The organism is Desulfoconvexum algidum (assembly GCF_055382125.1).
Window position 1 is genome coordinate 974,846 of sequence record NZ_AP042394.1, and the last position, 22,985, is coordinate 997,830.

Here is a 22,985-nt window from a genome sequence, read left to right on the forward strand (position 1 = left end):
CAAACAGTACAGATTAATGCGAGGGACAAGCTCAACTCGGCATTATATTTTACAAATATCATGAGGTTTTTATATATGAAAAAACGGTTCATAGTTCAGGTCAGTTTAGCTTTTTTACTAATAGTTTTAGTTGTATCATGTGGCCCCTTTTCTAAACACCCACTTTCTGACCCGTCTCAAAAACAATTTGATGAACGAATAAATGGTTTATGGATGTTTTCAGATGACTCCGATAAAGTGTATCTTCACTTCGGGAAATCTAAAGATAATAGGACTCAAATAATATATGTTGAGCATAAAGATGATCTTTCTTTAGACTTTGGTCTTTTCACTATGTATCCTACAGTCATAGACAAAGTTAGTTTTGGTAACTTTCAGTTTTTAGATGAAACTGGAAATATATCAAAAGAAAATGATGGGTATATGTTTTTCAAGTATTCGTTAAATAAAGAAAATAACAAGTTATCTGTTGCCTTTATGAATGCAGATTTGGTCGACAAATCAGTTGCGGATGGTGAACTAGTTGGTGTTGTTCCAGGTGAAGTGATCTCAGAAAGCCCAGATACTAAAACTAAATTGGTTAGTACTATAACTAAAATTTCTGATTCATCTAAAAATATAATCAACTTTATAAAATCAAAAGATTTAGAAAAGCTTTTTTCAAATATCATGACTTTTAGAAAAGCAAATGAATAACATGCCCAAAAATATAACCCATCGCTTAAGAGGGTGTCCCTCGCATTAATTCGAATTGACTGAAATTATAGACAATTTTATTAGTGGTTGATTATGATTCTCTCAAAACAAACAATAACTTTAAAACAAATCAAATCAACCGGGCGGTCGGAGAAATGGGGTCGGCCCGAAAGCGCCGATTAAAAGGCTGAGGGTCAAATCTTCAGATAACTCTTGTTGGATAAAACATGCAAACTAAACAAGAAACATGCTGACGGGCAAGTCGCAGATGTTCATGGTTAAACAGCATGCAAAATTGACTCTTTTCCAGAATTTCGAACTCAATGCCTGTTTCTTCTCTTCCACAAAACCGTTGCCAAAACCGCCTGGTTAGTTTATTTTGCCCAGGCCTCGGCATAGGACAGATGCTGGGATTAATATCAGATGAAAGGCTAGGCCCAAATGAAAATAGAGACCTTAAACCAGGTTAGAAGAAAAATAGAACTCACCATCCCGGCCCGGGAGGTGGATGCTGTCATTGATAAAGTGGTAGCGCGGTATCAGAGCCAAACCAGCCGAAAAGGATTTCGCAAAGGCAAGGTTCTTTTAAAGAGCATTGAATCCAGATTCCGGGATGAGATCATGGCCCAGGCTGGGGAGCTGCTTTACAACCAGCACGCCGGAGCGGTCCTGAAAAAGGCGAAACTCTCACCACTTAACCGCTTTCAGGTTTCTGCAGCCGGACCGATTGAGCGTGGGAAGGACCTTACCTTCTCCTTTGTGGTGGAAGTTCTGCCTGAATTAGATCTGCCCGAGTACAAAGGCATAAAGATTAGCCAGAAAACACCAACAATCACTGACGCAGAGGTGGATGAACTTGTGGCGGCATCCCAGGAAGACTTTTCAACTCTGGAACCAATAACAGAGCCGCGTGGACCTGAAAAAGATGACGTCGCTGAAATCGTCTTCATGGCAGATGGGGATTTTGCGTCCCTGTTCAACTCCGGAGATACCCCTTTTCAGATGACCGTGGGAAGAGGCTTTTTTGATTCCTTTGACGCCCTGATTTATACCCTGAAACCTGGTGAAACCCGTACAGAAAGACTGGATTTCCCGGAAGATTTCCATATCCCTGAGATGGCAGAGCAAAGCGCTGCTGTGCAGGTCACCCTTAAAGTGATTTATCAGAAAACGCTGCCCCAGGTGGATGAAGCCTTTGCCATGAAAGTGGCCAATGTCTCTTCTGTTGAGCAAATGCGCGAAAACTTTAAGCAGAGACAGCTGGCCAGGCTGGATCGGGAGTATACCCAGGAGGCCAAACAGAGACTGGTGAAACACCTTCTTGAAAAAATAGATGTGCCCTTGGCCCTAAGTCTTGTGCGCCACCATATGGATAAGGCCGTGGCATCTCATTTTAAACCATTGAAAGCCGCTGGTGTCCCCTGGGAGGAGGCCAAAAAACAATTACCGGCCCTGGAGAAAAGACAAAAGCCTTTTGCTGAAAAAGCCGCTAAAGTCCAGCTGCTGATGATGTGCATTGCAATGAAGGAAAAAATAACCCTCTCTGAAGAGATGGTTGGGAAAAAGATCTACGAGCTGGCTGCCCGGGACAAAAAAGATATAAAAGACTTTATTATTCAGGCACAAAAATCAGGACGGTTCTCACAGATCAAAAAAGATCTGATGGTAGAGCTGGTTATCGACTTTCTCTACAATCATGCCTGTATTACCCCTGCCGCTTAATTCGGCTCAGTAACGGCCCCCCTCCCAGCTCCAGCAGATCAATCAGGGAGGGCTTGAATCCCGGGTCTTAAACAGCATGCAATAATGACCCCTTTTTTTAGAAAAAACAGCGTCGAAAATTGACCCCACTTGATTCAAAATAATTTCTAATTATTTAATTTGTAAAGTGAGGCGATACCACGCTGAACGGGGTCAAAGTTCACTCAATGGCAGTTTTTATTCTTAATCTACCAGAAGGGAAGCCACTGGATTACCTCTGCTCAAAAAGGCCCTGAACTCACTAGAGATGTGTTCATCTCCTAAGACGTTTTCCCAGAAGGTATATGCCAATCGCTGTAAGCGGGTGATGTCGCTTTTATTAAGCTCCGGATCAGAAATTTCCGAGGCATCAAAAAAGAATGGCCCGACCTCGCCGACACTTTTTGGGGCAAAGCCCATGGAACACATATCATAACAGGGTAATAGTTTAAACATTTCCCCGTCTATGAATAAGCTGAGGTTACCCAAATGCATGTCCGTATTGTGAATTAGCTGCCCAAAATACAATAGTTGCCCGGCAACATGCGCATCCTGATCACGTACTATCCCCTGCTCTTTCAATGCACCCATCACGCGGACCCAGTTATGGCCGAGGCCAGTAAATTCGTTATCAATTGCCTGCAATGAAATCATTGAGTATCTACCGGATTCTCCCAAACGGTCAAATCTTTGTGTTTCGAGGAACAGACGTCCTTCTGCTTCGAGGAATCTGGTCTGGGCAGCAGGACATATATTATCATTGATGATTTGCGCTGCATGATATTCGGTTATCAAAATATCACGCCATCTCTTTGCAATATCGGTGTCATCCTTGGGAGAAAATTTAACAATAACATGGGACTCGTAAAGGCTGCTGAACGCGGTAAACTTCGGCTGTTCTCCCCCAGCTGAGGACCCCGGAACTTCCCCTTTCAGGACATCCTCTGCCACCTTTGGATATAATTTCCGAGTTACCCCATAAGGCCGGCGGGCCAAACGCAAGATGGACTGTTCTCCAAGGATAAAATTTCCGGGCAGATCATTGCCGTTGGATATCAAATATTTCCCGATATGGGTATTTGTCCATTGCCTTGGATCAGAGGGAAACTCTTCGAGGTGTGTTGCCATTTTACGTGAGATCTGTCTACCTAAAAAACCCTGGGGTCTTAACTCGTAAAGAAAATATGGCAAATCATCGTACAATCCGTTTCCACTCTCACCCAGCAGTAGAGGAGAAATATTTGTTACGGGTTGCAGAAAATAACCACCGTGGCTTAACGGGCGAAGGTATGCCACCACACTGATTTTACCGAGGTGGTCCACCTGACCTAATGGTATTTTATCATTCACACCAAATGCATTGCAGGTTGCTGCATACCTGATTGATCTTCCATCCTGAATCTGTGCAATATTGTCGCCCAGCTCCCTGAGTCTGCGTGCAACAGAACTCTGACTCAGGCCGGTTGCAGCCTGGATTTCTTTGGATGTTGAAGGGCCTCGTTTCAGATACTCTTTGATTGACAGCGGCATAGGCTAACTCATACTTGTATTTTGGTTTGTATAGTGACTAACAAATAGTTACGCTATACTATGGCATATAAGTTGTAAAATCAATATATTATTTTATATGCTTAAATTGATTTGGCTTAGAACATGACTTATAACAGATAGGAAGATGCTTTTAGTCAAGAAAAGTATGAAAAATTATTTAAGAGTTGAAATATGCACTCAACCAGGTACTAGCACAACATGTTGTGCCAGTACCTGGTTGAGTCTTAACATTCCTGAAATAAAACATAGGCATTAAGTGGGGGGATGGAAATAGTCTGGATTTTATTGAAAAAGATCGGTGCGCCACGAGGCGCCTATACTACTCGTGGATGAAAGTTCCATCGGAAAAGTGTTGACTCAACGCATTCCGTACCGAGTCTTGAGCACATGTCGGTAACGGCATGGGTTAAGCGTAGACAGGGAGGTTGCAGGCCGTAAGCCAAGGGCTGAAGTGATTGAGCCCCGTAAAGTTAATTGTTGGAATGGCTGATGATGTCGATTTATCAGAAAGCAATACCGCATATGTCGATAATGGGCAGATATATGTGGCATTCCCGGGGTCTGAGAGCATGGCATGTAACAAAAGTAGATAGGTGAACGTGGGAGATCCTGACCGCTCTTTCAAGGAGGAAAGTATCAGCAGACAAGTGTAAAAGCGAGGATGCTGAGAAGGCAGTCAGGAAGTCAGATGGGTCATAGTACCGATGAAGCGGGGTAATGCCTGTGGAGGGAAGGACCCTGGGTGAAATCGATCTATAAGAGGAAACGTCATGGAACCAACCGAGTTTCAAGTTTCGACGGAAACGAAATTGAATAGAATAGCCTGGTTATCATCGAGAGATAAGAAGAAGGTGTTCAACAATTTGATGCACCTGTTTAACAAAGAATCTCTCAGAAGCTGTTTCAACGAGCTGGACGGAGGAAAAGCCGTTGGAATAGATGGAGTGAATAAGGCCCACTACGAGGCCGAATTGGACGCAAACCTGTATAACCTGGTCGAAAGGATGAAGCGGATGGGATACCGGCCTGGACCGGTGCGACAAACACTTATCCCGAAAGAGGGAAAACCGGGAGCGACACGGCCGTTAGGAATCGGTAATTTTGAGGATAAAATTGTACAGAAAATGATGCAAAAGGTTTTGGAAAGCATTTATGAGCCCCTGTTTTACGAATGCTCATACGGATTTAGGCCAGGCATGGGGTGCCACGATGCCATCAGAGCCCTGCATCAACAACTTTACAAATATGAAATTCAAACGATTATTGATGTGGATCTTGCCAACTACTTTGGAACGATCAATCATAAAATTTTAGAAAACGTTTTGAGGGAGAAGATTGAAGATGAGAAGTTTATCCGATATCTCATCAGGATGTTCAAAGCCGGGGTACTGGCGGAAGGCGAACTGACTGTCAGCGAGGATGGGGTTCCTCAGGGAAGCCCTTGCAGCCCTGTTTTGGCAAATATTTTTGCCCACTACGTGATTGATGAATGGTTTATGATGACCGTGAAATGGCACTGTGCTGGAAGGGTTGAACACAGATAGGAAGATGCTTTTAGTCAAGAAAAGTATGACCTTCTTCCGATAGATTTTAGAGAACAGAGAACAATAATGGTAAAAGAACAAATTATCAATCAGGATTTGAAGGGCAATTTTATGTTGACTAAACCGCTACGAGTCACCAAGGCAATGCACAGTCTGGAGGGGCTGCTCAAAGGAATTGCGATGGATGGAGAAATCAATATCGATGAGGTCAAAGTCCTGAATGGCTGGTACATCCATGACCAATACGGACCAGGATGTTGTTGAAACAGATGTCCTGGTAATTGGCGGCGGTTTCACCGGGTTTTTTGCCGCAGTAAAGGCAAAGGAGATGGGGGCAGATGACAGATAGGAAGATGCTTTTTAAGATAAATGGCGGGGTTTTCAGCCAGGGCAACCCGGTATAGAACCAAACTTTCTGTGAAAAATGTGTGGAAAATATGTGGAATAAATCCAGATCTTGAATTATTGGGATCTTGGAGTATAAAAATATATAAAATTTTAATTTTTTCATCGAATTAAAATAGTGTCGATTGAATTGGAATTACTGCCGCGTAGCGGCTTACTTGAACAAGCGGGTCAATACGGTCTTGCTGAAGTTTACCAACTACCGCACATGTTAATAGGAGAAAAATGAAAAAATTTATTTTTTTAATGACGTTACTTTGTTTTAATTTAATGACGTTACTCTGTCTTAATTTACAGATGTCTTACGCTGAAGCAAAATATGAAAAGCACTCGTTTACAGTAACTGATGAAGAAGGTAAAACTTGTAAAGCTAATTATCCTTTTGCAGATTATAGCCTAATAGATAATGCAGTGTTGCGTAATGGAAAAAGATGGAATCAGTGTTTAGCTGGATGTAAATCCGGATGGAAGCAAATGTCTTATTGTAATGAAAAAGGTAAGTTAGGTGGCTATCCACAAGTTGAGTTTTATACAAAATCTGGCAAACTGCACGCAATTTATTGGCCAGACGTCAATACTCTGGTTTCTACGGTCAAAGCTAAAAGAAATGAGTCTTTAAAAAATTGGAAGTATTTAGACAAAGCTGAATTAGTAAGTAAACACATGACGCGGAAGGACTGTATTAATTCTTGGTGGAAAGCTAATGGTGAAATATGGCAAAAGCCTACTATTTGGGGTGGAAAAAATAAATTTCAAATAATGAGAGAAAGTGACAAGGTAAAAGAGCAAAAAAGACAAGAAGAAAGAAACAAAAGGCTTGCTTATGAAAGAAAAACAAAAACATTTCGGAAAAATTTAGAAGCAGGAAGTATAGCAAGCAATGGAATGGTTATTGAGATCAAAGGAAAACTCGTTAAAATACAAGAGGAAAAATCTCAATGTACACAACGTGACTACGATGGTAATTGTAAAAACTGGGTAACAGCACCTATTGAAAAGTGGATCAAAATGAGTGAGATATATCCACCTCAATAAATAAAGGGGGACACTTTAAAACCTACATTTTATTCCCAAGAATCTTTTGACCCAGCCCAGAACGGGCAGTAGAGTCAAGGACAGGCGCGGTGGCAAAATTGCTCCGTTTCCTGTCCCTGCTCATCAAACCGGACTTGCGGAGCTACCGCATCCGGCTTACCGACTGACTTCACCTTAAGGCACAAGCCGTACAGCTCTTTTCCTCGGTCTCGGCAACAGTACCCCAAGCTCTCCGAATACTCTTTCCGATGGAAACCGATGTATGCCTCGCGAACGCACCTTATGCCGACTAACCAGAAAGCGTCTCACTTGGTCATATACATTACGCTCAGCAGCACGATAGGCTATCTGAGTCGTGCCATAGCAAAAGTAAGTACTCCATCCCTGCAATAAGGCATTCAGCCGATCTCGAACATCTGGCCATGCTCCTTTTTCACCGGGTCTTAGTATTGTTTTTACCTTTTGCTTCAACCGTTTTACGCTCTTCTTCGATGGACTGGCTCCCATGTAACATTTTCCTGTTTTCCGAAACCATATACGACCAAAGGTATAACCAAGAAAGTCAAAGTTGCCGTTGCGGGCATCCATGACGATAGTTTTATCCTGATTCAGCTTCAGTTCAAGTTGTTCCATGACTGCGCCGGTCAGCTGCAAAGCTTCATTTGCTTTACCCCTGGTTAAAATAACAAAATCATCGGCATAGGAGACTATCCGGGCACGGAAGATCTCAGTAAAGATGCCATGTATTGGTTCCGTATGGAAGAATCCCTTGGTCGAAACAGTATTGTTGGCACGACAGTAAAAAAAAATGAATATTTGCCTAATCATGTTGCTGCTGATGAAAAACATTCACGGATTTTGGGAAATAAGGTTTACGTGGCTACCACATCAGGTAACGGATGTATCCTTGGCGCTTCTATTGCTGAAAATGCTAATGAGAAGGACTTAACTATGGCATACGGTGTTTTCAAGGAAGAAACTCAGAGCGTTAGTCCAGAGTATAAACCCGAAACTGTAAATACAGATGGTTGGAAATCGACCCAAAATACCTGGAAAGCTATTTTTTCCAGCATCATTGTAATTAATTGCTTTCTCCATATATATATCAAAATTCGAGAACGAGCGAAAAAGAAATATAAGGATAAATTTTTTCAAGCCGCAGAAAAGTTATGGGATTGTTACCGGTCTCTATCTAAAGCAACTTTTGCTCAACGTGTAAGAAGGCTTCACGAATGGGCAATCAAAGAAAAAGTTCCCGAAGTTATTGAGTGTCCTATATCGAAATTACATAAAAATATTACTAACTTTTCAAACGCATATGATTTTCCAGGAGCTCACAGGACCAGTAACATGATAGACCGATTGATGCAACGAATGCATCGACACCTTTTTTCAACGCAATATTTCCACGGCACCTTAGCAGCAGCGGAATTGAGCATTCGGGGTTGGGTACTTATCAATAATTTCGCCCCCTCAAATCCTTGGACTATCAAAAAACATGATGGGCTACGGTGTCCTGCAGAACGTGTCAATAAATTTCGTTACCATGACAACTGGCTTTAGAATCTATTGACGAGCGCTTCATTGCAAGGCATACGAAGTCGTCCCCCAAATCCGTTATAATCAGAAGCAATTTTAAAATGTTCGGCCAGAAATGACTGTTGGGACATTTTTCTTTATGAAATCAATGGATTAATCCAGTTTGTGTGCACAATCCGGATAGGCATGCCCTAAACAATCACCATATTCAACGTCCGGAGAAAAGAGGGAATTGTGGGGATAAAAAACAATTTTAGAAAACGGAGAATTAAAACTCGGGTTGTATTCATCGAAAAACGGAATAGCATCCATTTTATCACTTCCGACGTGGCTCTAAGCATAGAAGATCGAAAATGTGTGGAAAATGTGTGGAAAATATGTAAGCTTGCGTTTTTAAAAAAAACTGATTAAATACCAATTAAGAGGTAACGAAATGAGTAATAAAAATGGCGATGAACATTGGGTTTGTAAAGCTAATGTTCTAATATGTTTTGAGTCGATTAGTCGGTAAGTACCGGTATATCTGAATTATAAAAGAGGCCGCTATCTGAAATTAAATTTAAGCGGTAAAAAACGAAATCAGATCTTACTGCGATAAAAATTGATCAATAGGGCCTGGAAAAGAGAATTTTAAAAAAATAGGACGGCTATAATGCTATGACAAATCGAGTGGTTTTAACACCTTTAGGAAGACGATTTTTGTTACGAAAAGCGTCTTCCTATCCATTATAGGTCTTTGATAAATATTTTTAATTGTATGCTATAAAGGTTATTTTATACACAAAAAGGATAAATGATGATACGAATAATTGGTATTTTATCTCTCGTTTTATTTTCAATTGGCTGCGTAACCACACCAGAAGTTAAGGCTAATACCACTGGGAATATCATATGGCAGAGTGATTACAAAATAGACGAAACAAACAAAAAATATAATCCGGCCATTTATTTAAATAAAGATGTATATTTAATTAAAGGAAAGCTATGGAGTAAGAAATATTTGAGCAGAGCGCGCTACGAACAATCAGAACAATATTGCTCAAACATGTCTACAGGAAATGTTAAATGGCGACTACCTACTGTAAAAGAATTTAAAACACTTGATAAAAACATAGGCTTAGTTAACTATCCAGCAAAAGATTGGAACAGTCGGTATTGGTCATCATCACCTGAAAATTCGCATGTAAAATACAACTACAACCCCAACCAAAGATTAGCATACAAAGAAAGATTCAGACAGTCTGACATAAAAAAATCTTATGATAACTTCTATTTCAAAGCGGTGTGTGTCAGTGAATATACATATAAAAAGGGTGGGATAGAGCCATTGGTTGCTCAATTGCTAAAACAACAGAAAATTAGTTACGAAAAGCTCGATCTGCCTAACAAACCGATAACAAAGCCTTATCTCACTAAGCCTAAACTTATTAAAGGTGAATTTGAAACAACTTCTGACTTCGAGTTTAGACAACAATTAGAAAAAGAAAAACACGATGAAAATAAAAGTATAATCGACCAACAGAATATTAACTTGGTAAAAGAATGGAAGCTTGAAGTTGATAAATTAAAGCAGCAAAAAAAACAGAAAATAAAAAGTTTTAATGAAAATAAAAATGCTAATACTTTAAAAGCAATAGAAAAAGCGGTTCATATATTATATGGAAGTCCTTCACTAAAAGATGTTCAATATGATGCGGATAAGGAGCTATTCACCGTAGAAGTCACATCTCAAAAAATTTCTTTATCTAAGCCAATTAGAAGTGTGCAAGGTTTAAATAATGCTCTATCTAAGCCAATGAAAACAAAGGGCGGTCGTATGATTTTGGAAGCGATATACGTCTTTAATAATGAGATGCTACTCAAAATAAAGTCCCTTACTAACCTTAAAGGGATAAAAATGAACAGATTCAAGGCAAACTATGTCATCTACAAAGACAATCTTTATCTAAATGAGTCTACAGAATTAAATGCTAAAACTGGCCTCAATATCAAAAAAAACGATGTTATTTATTTGTGTATAGACAGAGTTGAAGGTTCAACATTCTCTATTGGCGATGCTTTTTATAGTACAGGGGATACTTCAATCGACAAAATTAATTTTAATCCTGTAATTAAATCCAATTCGGCTAATCTATTTCAATTCGATTTTCATGAAACAGTTTATATCCCAGTCAAGCTTAAATATGCTAGAAAATTCAAAAAAATGCTTACTGATAAAAGATTTGAACCTACAATTGAGTTTGAAATTATTGATGGAAAGCTCAAATTTCAAGCTATCACTGAGCTTAAAGACCCTGAATATTTAGTGATTGAAAAAGAGTATAAGCTATCTAGTTCAAGTTCGAAAAAAATACGTCAATTTATAAGCACATACCCGGACTCGCCTTTCACAGATAAAGCCAAAACAAAATTAGTAACCTTAATCAAACAAGAAAAAATAGAATCAGAACGGTTAATCCGTATAGCAAATGAAAATAAGTTAGCTAAAGAAAGGAAAGTTGCCGAAAAGGCAAAAAAACAACGGTTAGCTCAAATTGCAAAAGAGAAAGCTGAACGTGAATTTGGAATGTTAGGTTTTTGTAAGACAGGCAGTACCGTATATCACCGGGAAAGATGGAAGACTACGACATCCTCAGGAAACATTATTGCAGACAGCTTATTTGGAGCAGCAACCAAAGAAGAGTTCATTGTTGTATATGAAGGAGTTGTGAGGGGGTTTGTTGGTGAAAAAGTTGAAGTAGTTATAAACGATTACGGTGTTAAACAAACCTCTGGAGGCGGATTCTTACAACCAGAAACATGGCGTAAGTATGATATAGCGAAACATGCCGACAAATACCTTGGTAAAACACAGTTTTATGATAAATCACGTTGTAATTAAAGTGATTATCAAGTACAATATCAATTCCATCTGCGATTAGTCTGTCGGCCCAATTTTTAACCAGTTCTTGATGTTGTTGGTCGCTCCAGCTATACGAAATAAAAACTTTTGGTACCATAATTTTTCTTTTCCATTTAGTGAATAACGTTGAGTTCAGCGAGTCCGCTGGTACGCTTAAACAGATAGGAAGATGCTTTTAGTCAAGAAAAGTATGAAAAATTATTTAAGAGTTGAAATATGCACTCAACCAGGTACTGGCACAACATGTTGTGCCAGTACCTGGTTGAGTCTTAACATTCCTGAAATAAAACATAGGCATTAAGTGGGGGGATGGAAATAGTCTGGATTTTATTGAAAAAGATCGAAAATTATCAAATCTCTGATGATTTTGGGCATAATTCACCAGTAATTCCACAATTCAATTTCAAAAAAAATCAACTCCAATAGTCAAAGGCTGGAATCTGGGAGTCTTAATTATCGTAAATCAATTCAGAGATATAAACCGGATCAGGCTGTGGTGGGTCATGATTGCGTATATCCCAAAGCCCAAGGTGTCGTATAATTATTTCTATAATTTCGATTTCTTCAATAAAACTGATAATTCTCATAGGCCCCTGACATTTTGGGCAAATCAAAGGATCAAATTCATACACTTTCTGGCACGAAGTGAAGCTTTAGCGCTATGAACCGAGCCCAATTTTGCCGGAATTCTTTGGAAGATAGCTCATTGGGTATAATGGCCGGGATATTATCATCAGTATCAGCCTTTTTTCTTAAACCTCTTGATTTGTTTGAATAGAAACCGTAATAGCGAACCGTTTGTTCGTATCTATTGGGAATGTGAGTCACCAGTTGAGCCAGCCAGTCCAGAGCATTAAAAACTTTCCGGGACTTTCTGTCCTTGGAGGTATAAACCACTTTGGCAATACCGTCAGTTGATTCTTCTGCTGGAATATAGATCATTCTTTCCTGGGAGAAACAGGCACGGATAATGTAATTGGCCAGATTGCCAAGACCAGCTTTGTCATCTGGATAAATCCGGTCACCAATATATACATGGAAACCAGTATGATGCCAGGAAAGCATGTTTTCGATAACAGCATCATTTATTTTTTCCTCTTTTTTGAGCATTTTTAATACTTCATACTGAAAGGCTTCCTCAAGGTTTTCTAATATAAAACCTGGTGCCATTTGAAAACTGTCATCATCCATAAAACAGCCGTCAGAAACTATGGCGTGGAGATGAGGATTGAAATTTTGAAAATCACCGTAAGTCTGCACAGCAATGCTGGCTCCGGGAACAGCACCATCATATGGAACAGCTGATTTTAGATAGGCACTGAGCACCTTCCATCCACAGATGCTGAGCTTTGCCAGTAATTTGCGGTCATAGAGAAAATAGATCCGTAATCTTTTGGGAATACTGCCACATTATATAAAACGGGCCCATTGTCGGTGGGAAACATCCTTTAAAACATTGGTAAGCAGCCGCTATATTCTACAACCCTTTTCTGATGGCAAGATGGACAAAATTGCCTGCGCTTACAAGAGAACGCCAATAAATGCTCATGACCGCAATCTTCGCATTTGACCCTGGCAAATCCGAAATGAAGATCACCGCAATCCAAATATTTGTAAATTACAGTCATGATATATGTCCGCCAATAGCCATAGCGGGATTTATACATATCATCCCATGCTTGTTCTAATTCTTCAAAGTGATTTTCAACGCACTTATAGTAAGCGCTTGCTTTGGGATTGCGAGGCTGATAAACATCAAAAACATATGGTGATGATTGTGCCATATTAAACCTGAAATAATGGTAAGATTTTCAATATATTTCATTTGAAAATTAAATATGGTTGTATAGTATAGAGGTTTTGTTGAAAAAATACAACAAGTGTTGAAAAATATAAACAATATATAAGAATGATAAAGGCGGAGAGCCTATCGGGATTGGACTTCCCATTACTGAAGAGCCCTCCCACACCACCTGGCATACCGATCGGTATATCAAGGGTTTTCAGAGTGATCAACGACAATTATTTTTTCCCTGCGACGACAATTAGAATTCCCGTTTTCTCCTCTATATAACCAACTAATTTAACTAAAAAATACTTGCAAACACCCTCTGATTATGTTTTTTATGTTTATCCTTCCGGAGGATAGGGTAATGCTGGAGAGCAACCCGAGCGCCGAGAAGGTGACCGAAGTATGAGGGCCGCACGATATTGTGCGGCCTCATCTTTTTTAATCTCTTGGTTTTTGTCTTCTCTCATACTTTGGTCCTCAATGCGATAAACTCCGGGGGTTTGGGGGCTGGCCCCCTTTAAAATTGGTAAAAAGTCCTTTCGTTAATAAAAACCGGTTCTGCCATGTGTTAAACCATGATTTGATAAGACACGCCCAATGGTGCTTTCAGATGGCAACGGCTCAATCTGGTAAAATTTTTCCAGTCTTTTTTTGATTGCCCTGGAACCACATCCAATCCCCTGATTATATAATTCTAAACGTACCATTTTGATAATCTCTTCAATTTCACATTTTGTATATTCTGCAATCAAATTCTGTTCATTTGATATCATTAGACATTCCTTTTATTTATTTTTTGCTTGTTCCATTCGATAACTGTCTATGTTCAATTCCAGAATGACACTGTGATGAACAAGCCTGTCAATAGCGGCTGCCGTAGTCATGGGATCTTTAAATATTTTTTCCCATTTGGAGAATGGCAGATTGCTGGTAATCATCAGACTGCTGTTTTCATAACGATCTGCCAGGAAGGTAAACAACACTTCCATCTCTTCCCGGCTTTGTTGGACATATCCGATATCATCAATGATGACCGCATCAAATCTGGACAGTTTTTTTAGTTTTTTGGTCATTTCAAGCTCTTTTTTGGCGATCAATAAATCCTGAACAAGCTGACTGCATGAAATGAAAAGAACCTGTTTCCCTCTTTCAATAAGAGCATGGCCAATGGCACATAACAGGTGTGTCTTGCCGCTGCCCGGATTACCAAAGGCCAATATGTTCTCGGATCGATTTAAAAAAGAGCCGTTGATCAGAACATTCAAATGGTTGGCCACCTTTGGGGGAAGGCGTTTTTTATCAAAGTTTTCAAAAGTTTTTGATGGTGGAAGTTTGGACAGATGGAGATTGCGGGATATCCGGTTCTGCCGCCTTGTTTCACATTCGAGGTTCAACAGTTCTAAAAGATACTGTTCGTAGCTCCATGTTTCTGCCCGTGCCTGCCCTGCAACCTCCTCATAACTCCGGCGTATGGTTGGCATATGAAGTTGTTTGAGGTTTTCAACGATCTGATCCTGATCACTTAGCATCAGATCACCCCCTCAAGCAGTTGGTCATAGCATGTTAAATCAACTTCCTGGATGTGGATATCAGTCTTAAAAACTGGTACGTTGGACAGCATAAGGGCTTGAACCTGCGCCTTGCTAATATCCGCATTTGTATCAATTAAAATTCTCAGTGCATTGTCTACCGCAGTTTCGCTTTCTTTAGCAGCCAGGTATAAAATAGCCAGATATCGTTTAGAAGCACTCCTGGCTGTATAACGCTTTTCCAGATTGTCATACGCAATTCTGAATCTGCTGGTGGGAAACAGTTCATCCCGATAACGATAATTCTCGAATGCCCCCGGCTTTCGGATCAGGCTGTCAATGATATGTCGATAATTGATGATGTGTTTTCCTTCACCACGTTGCCTTGGCAAGGTATCAACTTTTTTTTGGCCGTACCATATTTCTAACCGTTCCATGTACAGACGAGCCTGCACACCCTCACCAATAAGTCTGCTGTTTACAGAATACACATTATTGTTTACCCGGATAGTGCTGCTGGGACCGACTTTCATATCCTTTTTTTTACATGAGTCAATCCGGCGTTTGGGTAATCTGCGCAAAACAGCCTGATCATCTATAAAACGTTTTATGCGACCGGCATTTAACTGTGCAAACAATTTGTGTAAAAGACATTCATATGCGCCTCGATCTTCAAAGTCCCGGCTACCCCTTAAAAGCAGGGTTTGATCAACCGCCTTTTTAAAACGATAATTGCGTTGTTCCACATCTCCATTTTCATGTGGGCTATTCGGGTTTGTTTTGCAGGGGATTATTCCATAGTGATCGACAAGATCTTGGTATCTTCGGGTAAATTCTTCAGGGTTATCCGCCTTATTTACTGCTGTAGTTAAACGATCTGTGCGATGGTTTCCGGGCACACCTCCCAGCTCCCATAAAGCATTTTGAACTCCCTGACTCAAACTCTCAAAGCTTTCTGAAAAACAAACAGTCCCGGTTTCCCAATTGGAATAGGTCAAAACAAAATGATAAATCATATGGTTAAAGGGAATCCCGTTTATGGTTACCCCCAGTTTGTCCATATGGGTAAAGTCCGACTGGCATAACTCTCCGGGTTTATGTATTTGACTGAAGAATATTTCTTTAGGTGGGCCTTCTACGGCTTTCCAGTGTTTTATGCGGCGTTGTAGGGTCCTCAGTTGGCCATCGGCAAACATACCTGGAAGCCTTCTCTGAAGATCTTCAAACAGGGTCTTAGCTTCCAGTCCCGGATTAATCTCTATCATTGATTTAATGCCATCCCAGACTTCTTCAAATGAATCTTTGCGTGTTCTCCATGTGTGCTCCCCCGTGAGTTCACTGGGTAATTTGCCTTGATTACGATACTTGCGAGCGGTTTTTTCATCCACCCCCGCCTTCATTGCCGCCATCCCGAAATTCTTTTCTGTTTGAATCAATTTGAATAACCTCCTCACTTGTTGGTCCGTTACCATCCAAATTTCTCCTTTTGAGTGTGATTTGGATAGTCGTACCATTTTTTTAAGGTTTTACCTTTCGGGAATTTTAATTGTCGTTAGGCGGGAATTATAACTGACGCTGATCATCAGAGTTTCTGAAAGTCTTTTTTTTGTTTTGGGTTGCGGGTTTGGGTTGCGGTTTTTTGTGAAATTGTCTTTGTGAACCTGCCAGAGATCGAATCCATAGCAGTGTCTACAGCACCGTCAAGTTCATGCAAATAAATTTCTGTTGTCCTCTGACTGGCATGACCTAATATCTTTTGAATGGTGTTTGTCGACACCTTTGGATCATCATCAAGCAGGGAGGACATCAAGTGTCTGAGTGCATGGAAACCAAAGGGGGGATTTATTTCCGCACGGTTAATACTGATTTGTTTTCAGGAGCACCAGGGTGCAGGCCTCGATCACCTCAATTCCTGCAGCCTTTAGTTTGTCATAGGCTGTTGGGTTTTCTGTGTCCGGGTTGAAGATTACTCGCCTGGGGGCAGTCTGGATTATTTCCTGGATGATTCCATCCTGGCGGGCCGGGCCCACATACAGGGTCACGGTGTCAATTTTTCCCGAAATTTGTGCCAGGCTGGGGTAGACCTTCCTGCCTTCTATGGTTTCATACCTTGGGGCCACGGGAATGACAGTGTGGCCATGGTCGACCAGGAGCCGTATGGCTTTGTTGGCATATCTGTCTTGGTTTGGGCTTGCGCCGATGACGGCTACGGTTTCCATTTTTCTCTCCTTGGTCATTTGTCCTGGGAATGCTATAATCTAAGGCTAAATCCATTGTGACACTAAAAAATTGATAATAAGAAATTGATAACAAGAAATAAAGTCTTAATTTAATTGTATCGCCGCTAGCTGTTAGGTTTTTAGCTAACAGCTAATGCCTAAATGCTAAAAGCCCGCGCGATAGTGCGTTAAATGGTTTGCAGACAATGAGAACAGGGGATAAAAGATCATATGGGCCTATTTAATCTGGTATCGGAGTTTTCACCCACCGGGGATCAGCCCGCCGCCATCGAATACCTAACAAAGGGCGTTCTGGACAATGAACAGCACCAGGTGCTCCTGGGGGTGACAGGTTCGGGCAAAACATTTACCATGGCCAATGTCATAGAACAGGTTGAAAAACCCAGCCTGATCATTGCCCCGAACAAGACACTGGCGGCCCAGTTGTACAATGAATTTAAAATGCTGTTTCCTGATAATTGTGTTGAGTATTTTGTCAGTTATTATGACTATTATCAGCCCGAAGCCTATCTTCCGTCAAGTGATACCTATATTCAGAAGGATTCCTCCATTAACGAAGTCATCGACAAGATGCGTCATTCGGCCACCCGCTCGGTCCTTGCCAGAAAAGATGTCATTGTGGTGGCCTCGGTCTCATGTATTTACGGCCTGGGAGCACCGGAAGACTATCTGGACTTGAGAATAACCCTGACAAAGGATATGGAAATTTCAAGGGAAGATGTCATCGCCCGGTTTGTGGAGATTCAGTATACCCGAAATGATATGGATTTCCATCGGGGGGTTTTCCGGGTCCGGGGGGATAGGCTGGAGATTTTCCCCGCCTATGAGGAGGACAAGGCAGTGCGCATCGATTTTTTCGGGGATACCATTGAGCAAATTTCAGAGATCAATCCCCTCAAAGGAGATATTTTAAAATCATATGACCAGATGGTGATCTATCCGGCCTCCCATTATGTGACCAAAAAACAGACCCGGAAAAAAGCGGTTGAAAGCATCATTGTTGAATTGAAACAGCGGTTGGAATTTTTACGATCGGAGAATCGCCTGGTGGAGGCCCAGCGTCTGGAAGAGAGGACCCAGTATGATATTGAAATGCTCAATGAAATCGGGTATTGCAACGGGATTGAAAATTATTCGAGACACCTCACGGGTCGTGCACCCGGCCAACCGCCCCCCACCTTGCTGGATTATATCGATGATGGTTTTTTGCTCTTTTTTGATGAAAGCCATATCTCCGTATCCCAGCTGGGGGCTATGTACAAGGCGGACCGGTCCAGGAAAACCACCCTTGTGGAGCATGGGTTCAGACTCCCTTCGGCCATTGACAACCGGCCCCTTCAATTTGAAGAATTCAGGGCCCTGGTCCCCCAGGTTATCTATGTGTCGGCCACACCGGCAGATTATGAAATGGAGCGGGCAGGGCAGCGGGTGGCAGAACAGATCGTCCGTCCCACAGGCCTTCTGGACCCAGAAATTGAGATCAGGAGTGCCAAGACCCAGGTGGATGATTTATATGAAGAGATCATCAAACGGGTGGAAGCCCATGAACGGGTATTGGTCACCACCCTGACAAAGCGGATGGCCGAAGACCTGACCGATTATTATGCCGACCTGGGGATTAAGGTGAAGTACCTGCATTCCGATATCGGGACCATGGAAAGGATTGATATTATCCAGGATCTTCGTCGGGGGCTCTTTGATGTGCTCATCGGCATCAATTTGCTCAGGGAAGGACTGGATATTCCCGAAGTTTCTCTGGTGGCCATTCTGGATGCGGACAAGGAAGGGTTTTTGCGATCCTTTCGGTCCTTTATTCAGATCTTTGGCCGGGCTGCACGGAATGTGTTCGGCCGGGTGATCATGTATGCGGAAAAAGAGACCAAATCCATGACAAAAGCCCTGTTTGAAACCGACCGCCGTCGGGAAATTCAACGGCAGCATAATCTTGAGCACCATATTGTGCCGGCCACCATCCAAAAAAAGATCAATCCCCTTGATTATGGAATGGGAGACAGCCGGGAGAAGAAGACATCGGATGCGGTTAATGAAGAGATCCGGGCCTATGGGGGAGAAGAGCTGGATCTTGAAGAGATCATCAAAGACCTGGAATATAAGATGAAAAAAGCCGCTGAAAACCTGGAATTTGAAAAGGCCGCTGAATATCGGGATAAAATCAGGGAATTTAACAAGATAAGGCTTAATTAAGCGGTGAATAATCCAATAGACCAGACCCTCCAGGAAAAATATAGCCAATCCCCCCATAGCCCCGGTGTTTATTTGATGAAGGATGCCAGGGGGAAAATTATCTATGTGGGCAAGGCCAAGGACCTTAAAAAAAGGCTGTCCTCCTATTTTATCTCAAAGCAGCAACCCGATACCAAAACCGCAGCCCTTATTGAGATGATCACTTCTTTTGATCTGGTCATCACTGCATCGGACCATGAAGCCTTTATCCTTGAAGCCAATCTCATCAAGGAGCACAACCCGAAATACAATGTGATCTTAAAGGACGGGAAAAATTATCCCCTGCTGCGCATTGATATGAATGAATCCTATCCGGCGATTCAGCGGGTACGCAACATCAAGAATGACCATGCCCTTTATTTTGGGCCCTATTCTTCTTCCCTGAGTGTCAAAAGGACTTTAAAACAGATTCAAAAGATTTTTAAACTCAGGAAATGCCAGAATACCCAGTTTAAAAATCGTTCCAGGCCTTGCCTCAATTATCAAATGAAAGCCTGTTTGGGACCGTGCTGCAACGAGGTTGATCCATTGGAGTATAAAAAACAGGTAAAGGACGCCATCCTGTTTCTAAGGGGGAAATCCAGGCAGGTGGTAAAACGGTTAAGCGCTGAAATGAAGGTCCATGCAGGTGTTCAGGAGTTTGAAAAGGCTGCCGAGAAAAGAGATGCGATTTTTGCCATTGAAAATATAATGGAAAAACAGGTGGTGGTGTGCCCGGACATGCGAGACCGGGATGTCATGGGGCTTGCATGGGACAAGGGAAAGGCCGTGGTCACGGTTATGATGGTCCGGTCCGGCCTTTTGATTGATACGGTTCATTATCCCCTGGATCTCGGGTTTAAAGAGCCCGATGAGGTCCTTGCCGCCTTTGTGGACCAATATTATGGAAAGACCCGTTTTTTGCCGGCCTCGGTTTTGCTGAGTCAACGGATTGAAAATAGCAGCGAAATTGAGGAGCGGCTCACCCAAAGCCTGGGGAACCGAGTGATGGTCCATTCTCCGGAGCGGGGAGAGAAAAAACGCTTGGTGAACATGGCCCTGGTCAATGCATCCCAGGAACTTGAAAAGATTCTGCTCAGGGAGGAAGAGGAGCAGGCATCCCTGGTGTTGCTTAAATCCCTCATGGGAATGGAAAATCTGCCCCGCCGCATAGAGTGCTTTGACAATTCGAATATATCCGGCCAGGACCCGGTGTCCTCCATGGTGGTCTTTACAAACGGCAGACCGGATAAGGCTGCCTATCGAAAGTATATTATAAAGGGCATCGAGTTCCAGGATGATTATGCCTATATGTACCAGGTCCTTGAACGGCGGTTTTCCAAAACAAAAGAAGAGATTGCCTGGCCGGACCTTTTGGTGGTGGATGGGGGAAAGGGTCAGTTGGGAATGGCCCTGGCCGTGTTGACGGATCTTGGCCTGGACCGGTCTTTTTCCCTGGCCGGTCTTGCCAAACGAGACAAGACAAAGGGGGAGGCCTTTGATAAAATCTATGTGCCGGGGCGGTCAAATCCGTTAAATATCGGCCAGGCCAGAAAGGCCCTCTATCTTTTGGAGCGGGTAAGGGATGAGGCCCACAGGTTTGCCATTACCTTCCAGCGAAAACGACGGGAAAAACGAGGCGCTCTTTCCATTCTGGATTCCATCCACGGCCTTGGCCCGAAAAAGAAAAAAATGCTGCTCACCCGGTACAAGGGGATTGGAAATATGAAAAAAGCCTCCTTGGAAGAGTTATCCGCTTTGCCGGGGATAACCTGGGACTTGGCCAAACGCCTGTTAAGGGAATTAAATGCTGGATAAGCGACCCCGGTACTTTTGCCCGATTTAATTTCGGGTGATCTTGAAACCCTGGCGGGGGGTGTAGGTGCAGTCTATTTTTATGAATGTATCCCCATCTTTTTCCGATTCAACGAACACTTCCGGTTTTTGAGGAAGGTCATTTTCCACTGCCCCGGTATATATTTTGAGGGTGCCAGCCCGTCTGAGAAGGCCCTCAATCGTAAGGGTCATTACTGACATCCTTTGGTTTGTTTTATCAATTTTTCCATTGAGTTCTTTCGCCTGTTCTTTAAACGGTTTGTTCTTAATTCCTTTTAGGGCCTCTATCCGATTTTGAATGGCAGAGACTTCTTTTGTGTTCATCAATTTGCCAATGATTTCAAGTTCTCTGTCAAGGACATCAAAATCCATTGTCCGGGTTGCCAGGATAAGATTTTTGATATTTTCCTTCAGCATGGGATTACTTTTAGTGGCTTTTGTGAGCCGTTTGAGTTCATGAAGAAAGTGCTCCATCAACTCTTTTTCTTTTCCATCGGAAGAGAGTATTTTTTGTTCGAGCTTTTCCCGGGAGTCAAATAGGCCTTGCCGTTCGGCAAAGAGTCTGCGGCCAAAATAGAGGGTGTTCTCACCACAAAAATAGATGTTTTTTAGCAGGATGGTCTCTGCGTCCAGGGTATTGCCAATAAGGGTTCCCCTGTTTTTTTCAAAGGAAATACCTCTTGAAAAAAGAGTGGAATCCATTAGTTCTTCCAGAATCGTAATGCAACCTGTTTTCGAGGTCAGCATCGCATTTCTTGCAAAATGAAAAACAATGTCCTCCTGGGCCGTGACCTTGCTTCCCGGTTCTATGGTATGGACTTGTGCCTGGCTATCTGTTTCAATATCACCGCCTTCCAGGACATTGGCTGTCACCATTCCCCTGGCTCTGATCTTGAACCCGCCACAGATGGTATCAATTTTCATGCTGATGGGGCAGATAAAATGGGTCCCGATATTTCCGGTGGAGTAGTCCAGGCGGTTTACATCCAGTTCATCGCTGATTTCAATACCCGTTATGAGACTGTCGGTCCGGGTCAACAATACAACCCCTGTTTTGCTGGCTTTAAGAAAATAACCCGGGTTTTTCTCTGTATCCAGCGTGTCCACCCGATCAACCCCGCCGTTTATATTTAATTCAAGGGGAAGGGCTTTGGGGACCTGGATGATCTGACCTTCATATCCCATACCGGGTTTACCCTGGGATTCCGGGGCAATGAAAAACAGGTTATTCCCTTCTTTGACAATGGGATAGCGGTTGATTTCCCGATAATCAATTCCGCCGTTTTTCAACAGCATCCCCGGGCAGGAGGCATGGTCAAAAAAAGCCTTGGCAATGACCCCGTCCCGGCTGGGGATTTCCGGGGTTCCCTTGAGTGCCAAGCTGAGAAGTTTGCAGGTAAATATGATTTCCAGGGTCAGCTCGAGGCGGGATAGGTCTGGGTTCTCTGTTTTAGCCAAATTCAGTAATTGTTTTTTTATTTTCAAATGGTTATCTTTCGGGATAGTCCGGGACAGCATTTTTTTGAGTATTAATAAAATTGTATTTCCCTTGATATTAATACGTGGGAATAGTTGGGATAGAGCCTTTAAAATGACGGCATCTGGAAATTGTTCCCTGCTGATTTTAAATTGGAGCTTGATCTTATCCTTCTGTTTAGACACGGCACTAAATAGATTGTTTTCAAGAATATCTGCTTTGTCCTGCAGTCTATCCTTGGCCAAAGGGACTTCTGGAAAGGGATTTTGAGTGTTCATTTGAAAATCCTTTAAAACGAGTTTGTCTGTATCCGGGGCAACTTACATATCCAAGAAGAAAATCACAGGCTCCCATGAAAGGTATATATAAATTCCTTTAATCTTACGCTTTTATGGGAAAATTTGCAAAAGTCTTTTTTTAAAAGGCTTTTTTTTCGCTTTACACCAGAACCGGTAAAGTATAGTACTCAATCAGAA

Annotated in this window: 19 protein-coding genes and 1 pseudogene; 9 read left to right on the forward strand and 11 right to left on the reverse strand. The window is 42.1% G+C overall.

Translation table 11 applies throughout. The features are described 5' to 3' along the window. The first annotated feature begins 75 nt into the window (after window positions 1-75). Window positions 76-696: a hypothetical protein gene (locus tag ACZ45G_RS04465; protein ID WP_464175474.1), complete on the forward strand. Its 621-nt coding sequence runs from the start codon at window positions 76-78 to the stop codon at window positions 694-696. Between the two features lie 441 nt (window positions 697-1,137). Beyond that, window positions 1,138-2,418 (forward strand): trigger factor, encoded by a 1,281-nt coding sequence (gene tig / locus ACZ45G_RS04470; protein ID WP_464175475.1) that lies wholly within the window; start codon window positions 1,138-1,140, stop codon window positions 2,416-2,418. 222 nt (window positions 2,419-2,640) lie between these two features. Here tig and yjjJ read toward each other — a convergent pair whose 3' ends face one another. Further along, the gene (yjjJ, locus tag ACZ45G_RS04475; protein ID WP_464175477.1) at window positions 2,641-3,966 is read right to left on the reverse strand and encodes a type II toxin-antitoxin system HipA family toxin YjjJ; all 1,326 of its coding nucleotides are present in this window, start codon (window positions 3,964-3,966) and stop codon (window positions 2,641-2,643) included. A gap of 791 nt (window positions 3,967-4,757) precedes the next feature. Here yjjJ and ACZ45G_RS04480 point away from each other — a divergent pair. The 3 genes from ACZ45G_RS04480 to ACZ45G_RS04490 all read left to right on the forward strand — a co-directional run bounded on the left by ACZ45G_RS04480 (window position 4,758) and on the right by ACZ45G_RS04490 (window position 6,971). Next, complete coding sequence (locus ACZ45G_RS04480; RefSeq protein WP_464175478.1) at window positions 4,758-5,531, forward strand: reverse transcriptase domain-containing protein; 774 nt, start codon at window positions 4,758-4,760, stop codon at window positions 5,529-5,531. A 220-nt stretch (window positions 5,532-5,751) separates the two neighbouring features. Then, on the forward strand, window positions 5,752-5,880 hold the full coding sequence (locus ACZ45G_RS04485; protein ID WP_464175479.1) for a hypothetical protein: 129 nt from the start codon (window positions 5,752-5,754) through the stop codon (window positions 5,878-5,880). Between the two features lie 281 nt (window positions 5,881-6,161). After that, window positions 6,162-6,971 (forward strand): hypothetical protein, encoded by an 810-nt coding sequence (locus ACZ45G_RS04490; protein ID WP_464175480.1) that lies wholly within the window; start codon window positions 6,162-6,164, stop codon window positions 6,969-6,971. 174 nt (window positions 6,972-7,145) lie between these two features. Here ACZ45G_RS04490 and ACZ45G_RS04495 read toward each other — a convergent pair whose 3' ends face one another. Continuing rightward, window positions 7,146-7,604 carry a group II intron maturase-specific domain-containing protein gene (locus tag ACZ45G_RS04495; protein ID WP_464175481.1) on the reverse strand — a complete coding sequence of 153 codons (459 nt, stop codon included), beginning with the start codon at window positions 7,602-7,604 and terminating at the stop codon, window positions 7,146-7,148. Window positions 7,605-7,727: 123 nt separating this feature from the next. Between ACZ45G_RS04495 and ACZ45G_RS04500 the strand changes: the two genes are divergently transcribed. After that, on the forward strand, window positions 7,728-8,534 hold the full coding sequence (locus ACZ45G_RS04500; protein WP_464175482.1) for a transposase: 807 nt from the start codon (window positions 7,728-7,730) through the stop codon (window positions 8,532-8,534). A 769-nt stretch (window positions 8,535-9,303) separates the two neighbouring features. Next, window positions 9,304-11,391, forward strand: a complete 2,088-nt coding sequence (locus ACZ45G_RS04505; protein WP_464175483.1) for an Lcl C-terminal domain-containing protein — start codon at window positions 9,304-9,306, stop codon at window positions 11,389-11,391. 16 nt (window positions 11,392-11,407) lie between these two features. Here ACZ45G_RS04505 and ACZ45G_RS04510 read toward each other — a convergent pair. The 8 genes and pseudogenes from ACZ45G_RS04510 to ACZ45G_RS04545 all read right to left on the reverse strand — a co-directional run. After that, window positions 11,408-11,509, reverse strand: a pseudogene (locus ACZ45G_RS04510) (hypothetical protein); the annotation flags it as partial. Between the two features lie 527 nt (window positions 11,510-12,036). Further along, complete coding sequence (locus tag ACZ45G_RS04515) at window positions 12,037-12,738, reverse strand: transposase (RefSeq protein WP_464175484.1); 702 nt, start codon at window positions 12,736-12,738, stop codon at window positions 12,037-12,039. Window positions 12,739-12,860: 122 nt separating this feature from the next. Further along, window positions 12,861-13,196, reverse strand: a complete 336-nt coding sequence (locus tag ACZ45G_RS04520) for a transposase zinc-binding domain-containing protein (RefSeq protein ID WP_464175485.1) — start codon at window positions 13,194-13,196, stop codon at window positions 12,861-12,863. Window positions 13,197-13,746: 550 nt separating this feature from the next. After that, window positions 13,747-13,977, reverse strand: a complete 231-nt coding sequence (locus ACZ45G_RS04525; protein WP_464175486.1) for a hypothetical protein — start codon at window positions 13,975-13,977, stop codon at window positions 13,747-13,749. A gap of 12 nt (window positions 13,978-13,989) precedes the next feature. Beyond that, complete coding sequence (gene istB, locus ACZ45G_RS04530) at window positions 13,990-14,733, reverse strand: IS21-like element helper ATPase IstB (protein ID WP_464175487.1); 744 nt, start codon at window positions 14,731-14,733, stop codon at window positions 13,990-13,992. Further along, a complete protein-coding gene (gene istA / locus ACZ45G_RS04535) occupies window positions 14,733-16,166 on the reverse strand; it encodes an IS21 family transposase (protein WP_464179869.1) in 1,434 nt (477 codons plus the stop codon). The genes istB and istA overlap by 1 nt, the downstream gene beginning before the upstream one ends. A 149-nt stretch (window positions 16,167-16,315) precedes the next feature. Next, window positions 16,316-16,540: a hypothetical protein gene (locus ACZ45G_RS04540; protein ID WP_464175488.1), complete on the reverse strand. Its 225-nt coding sequence runs from the start codon at window positions 16,538-16,540 to the stop codon at window positions 16,316-16,318. A 49-nt stretch (window positions 16,541-16,589) separates the two neighbouring features. Beyond that, window positions 16,590-16,952 carry a CoA-binding protein gene (locus ACZ45G_RS04545; RefSeq protein WP_464175489.1) on the reverse strand — a complete coding sequence of 121 codons (363 nt, stop codon included), beginning with the start codon at window positions 16,950-16,952 and terminating at the stop codon, window positions 16,590-16,592. A gap of 231 nt (window positions 16,953-17,183) precedes the next feature. Here ACZ45G_RS04545 and uvrB point away from each other — a divergent pair, with 231 nt between their 5' ends. Next, entirely contained in the window at window positions 17,184-19,178 is a 1,995-nt protein-coding gene (gene uvrB / locus ACZ45G_RS04550) for an excinuclease ABC subunit UvrB (protein ID WP_464175490.1), read from the forward strand. Between the two features lie 3 nt (window positions 19,179-19,181). Then, on the forward strand, window positions 19,182-21,014 hold the full coding sequence (gene uvrC / locus ACZ45G_RS04555; protein ID WP_464175491.1) for an excinuclease ABC subunit UvrC: 1,833 nt from the start codon (window positions 19,182-19,184) through the stop codon (window positions 21,012-21,014). 24 nt (window positions 21,015-21,038) lie between these two features. Here the strand turns inward: uvrC and ACZ45G_RS04560 are convergent, their stop codons facing one another. Continuing rightward, window positions 21,039-22,787: a flagellar assembly protein A gene (locus ACZ45G_RS04560; protein WP_464175492.1), complete on the reverse strand. Its 1,749-nt coding sequence runs from the start codon at window positions 22,785-22,787 to the stop codon at window positions 21,039-21,041. Window positions 22,788-22,985: the final 198 nt, after the last annotated feature.

Excerpts from the sequence above, each read along its gene's own strand:
- ACZ45G_RS04560 (WP_464175492.1), bottom strand. The coding sequence starts at position 22,787 with ATGAACACTCAAAATCCCTTTCCAGAAGTCCCTTTGGCCAAGGATAGA.
- ACZ45G_RS04490 (WP_464175480.1), top strand. The coding sequence starts at position 6,162 with ATGAAAAAATTTATTTTTTTAATGACGTTACTTTGTTTTAATTTAATG.
- yjjJ (WP_464175477.1), bottom strand. The coding sequence starts at position 3,966 with ATGCCGCTGTCAATCAAAGAGTATCTGAAACGAGGCCCTTCAACATCC.
- uvrB (WP_464175490.1), top strand. The coding sequence starts at position 17,184 with ATGGGCCTATTTAATCTGGTATCGGAGTTTTCACCCACCGGGGATCAG.
- ACZ45G_RS04485 (WP_464175479.1), top strand. The coding sequence starts at position 5,752 with ATGGCTGGTACATCCATGACCAATACGGACCAGGATGTTGTTGAAACA.
- ACZ45G_RS04545 (WP_464175489.1), bottom strand. The coding sequence starts at position 16,952 with ATGGAAACCGTAGCCGTCATCGGCGCAAGCCCAAACCAAGACAGATAT.
- tig (WP_464175475.1), top strand. The coding sequence starts at position 1,138 with ATGAAAATAGAGACCTTAAACCAGGTTAGAAGAAAAATAGAACTCACC.
- ACZ45G_RS04505 (WP_464175483.1), top strand. The coding sequence starts at position 9,304 with ATGATGATACGAATAATTGGTATTTTATCTCTCGTTTTATTTTCAATT.
- ACZ45G_RS04540 (WP_464175488.1), bottom strand. The coding sequence starts at position 16,540 with ATGTCCTCCCTGCTTGATGATGATCCAAAGGTGTCGACAAACACCATT.
- ACZ45G_RS04480 (WP_464175478.1), top strand. The coding sequence starts at position 4,758 with ATGGAACCAACCGAGTTTCAAGTTTCGACGGAAACGAAATTGAATAGA.
- istB (WP_464175487.1), bottom strand. The coding sequence starts at position 14,733 with ATGCTAAGTGATCAGGATCAGATCGTTGAAAACCTCAAACAACTTCAT.
- ACZ45G_RS04465 (WP_464175474.1), top strand. The coding sequence starts at position 76 with ATGAAAAAACGGTTCATAGTTCAGGTCAGTTTAGCTTTTTTACTAATA.
- ACZ45G_RS04525 (WP_464175486.1), bottom strand. The coding sequence starts at position 13,977 with ATGATATCAAATGAACAGAATTTGATTGCAGAATATACAAAATGTGAA.
- ACZ45G_RS04520 (WP_464175485.1), bottom strand. The coding sequence starts at position 13,196 with ATGGCACAATCATCACCATATGTTTTTGATGTTTATCAGCCTCGCAAT.
- ACZ45G_RS04500 (WP_464175482.1), top strand. The coding sequence starts at position 7,728 with ATGGAAGAATCCCTTGGTCGAAACAGTATTGTTGGCACGACAGTAAAA.
- ACZ45G_RS04495 (WP_464175481.1), bottom strand. The coding sequence starts at position 7,604 with ATGGAACAACTTGAACTGAAGCTGAATCAGGATAAAACTATCGTCATG.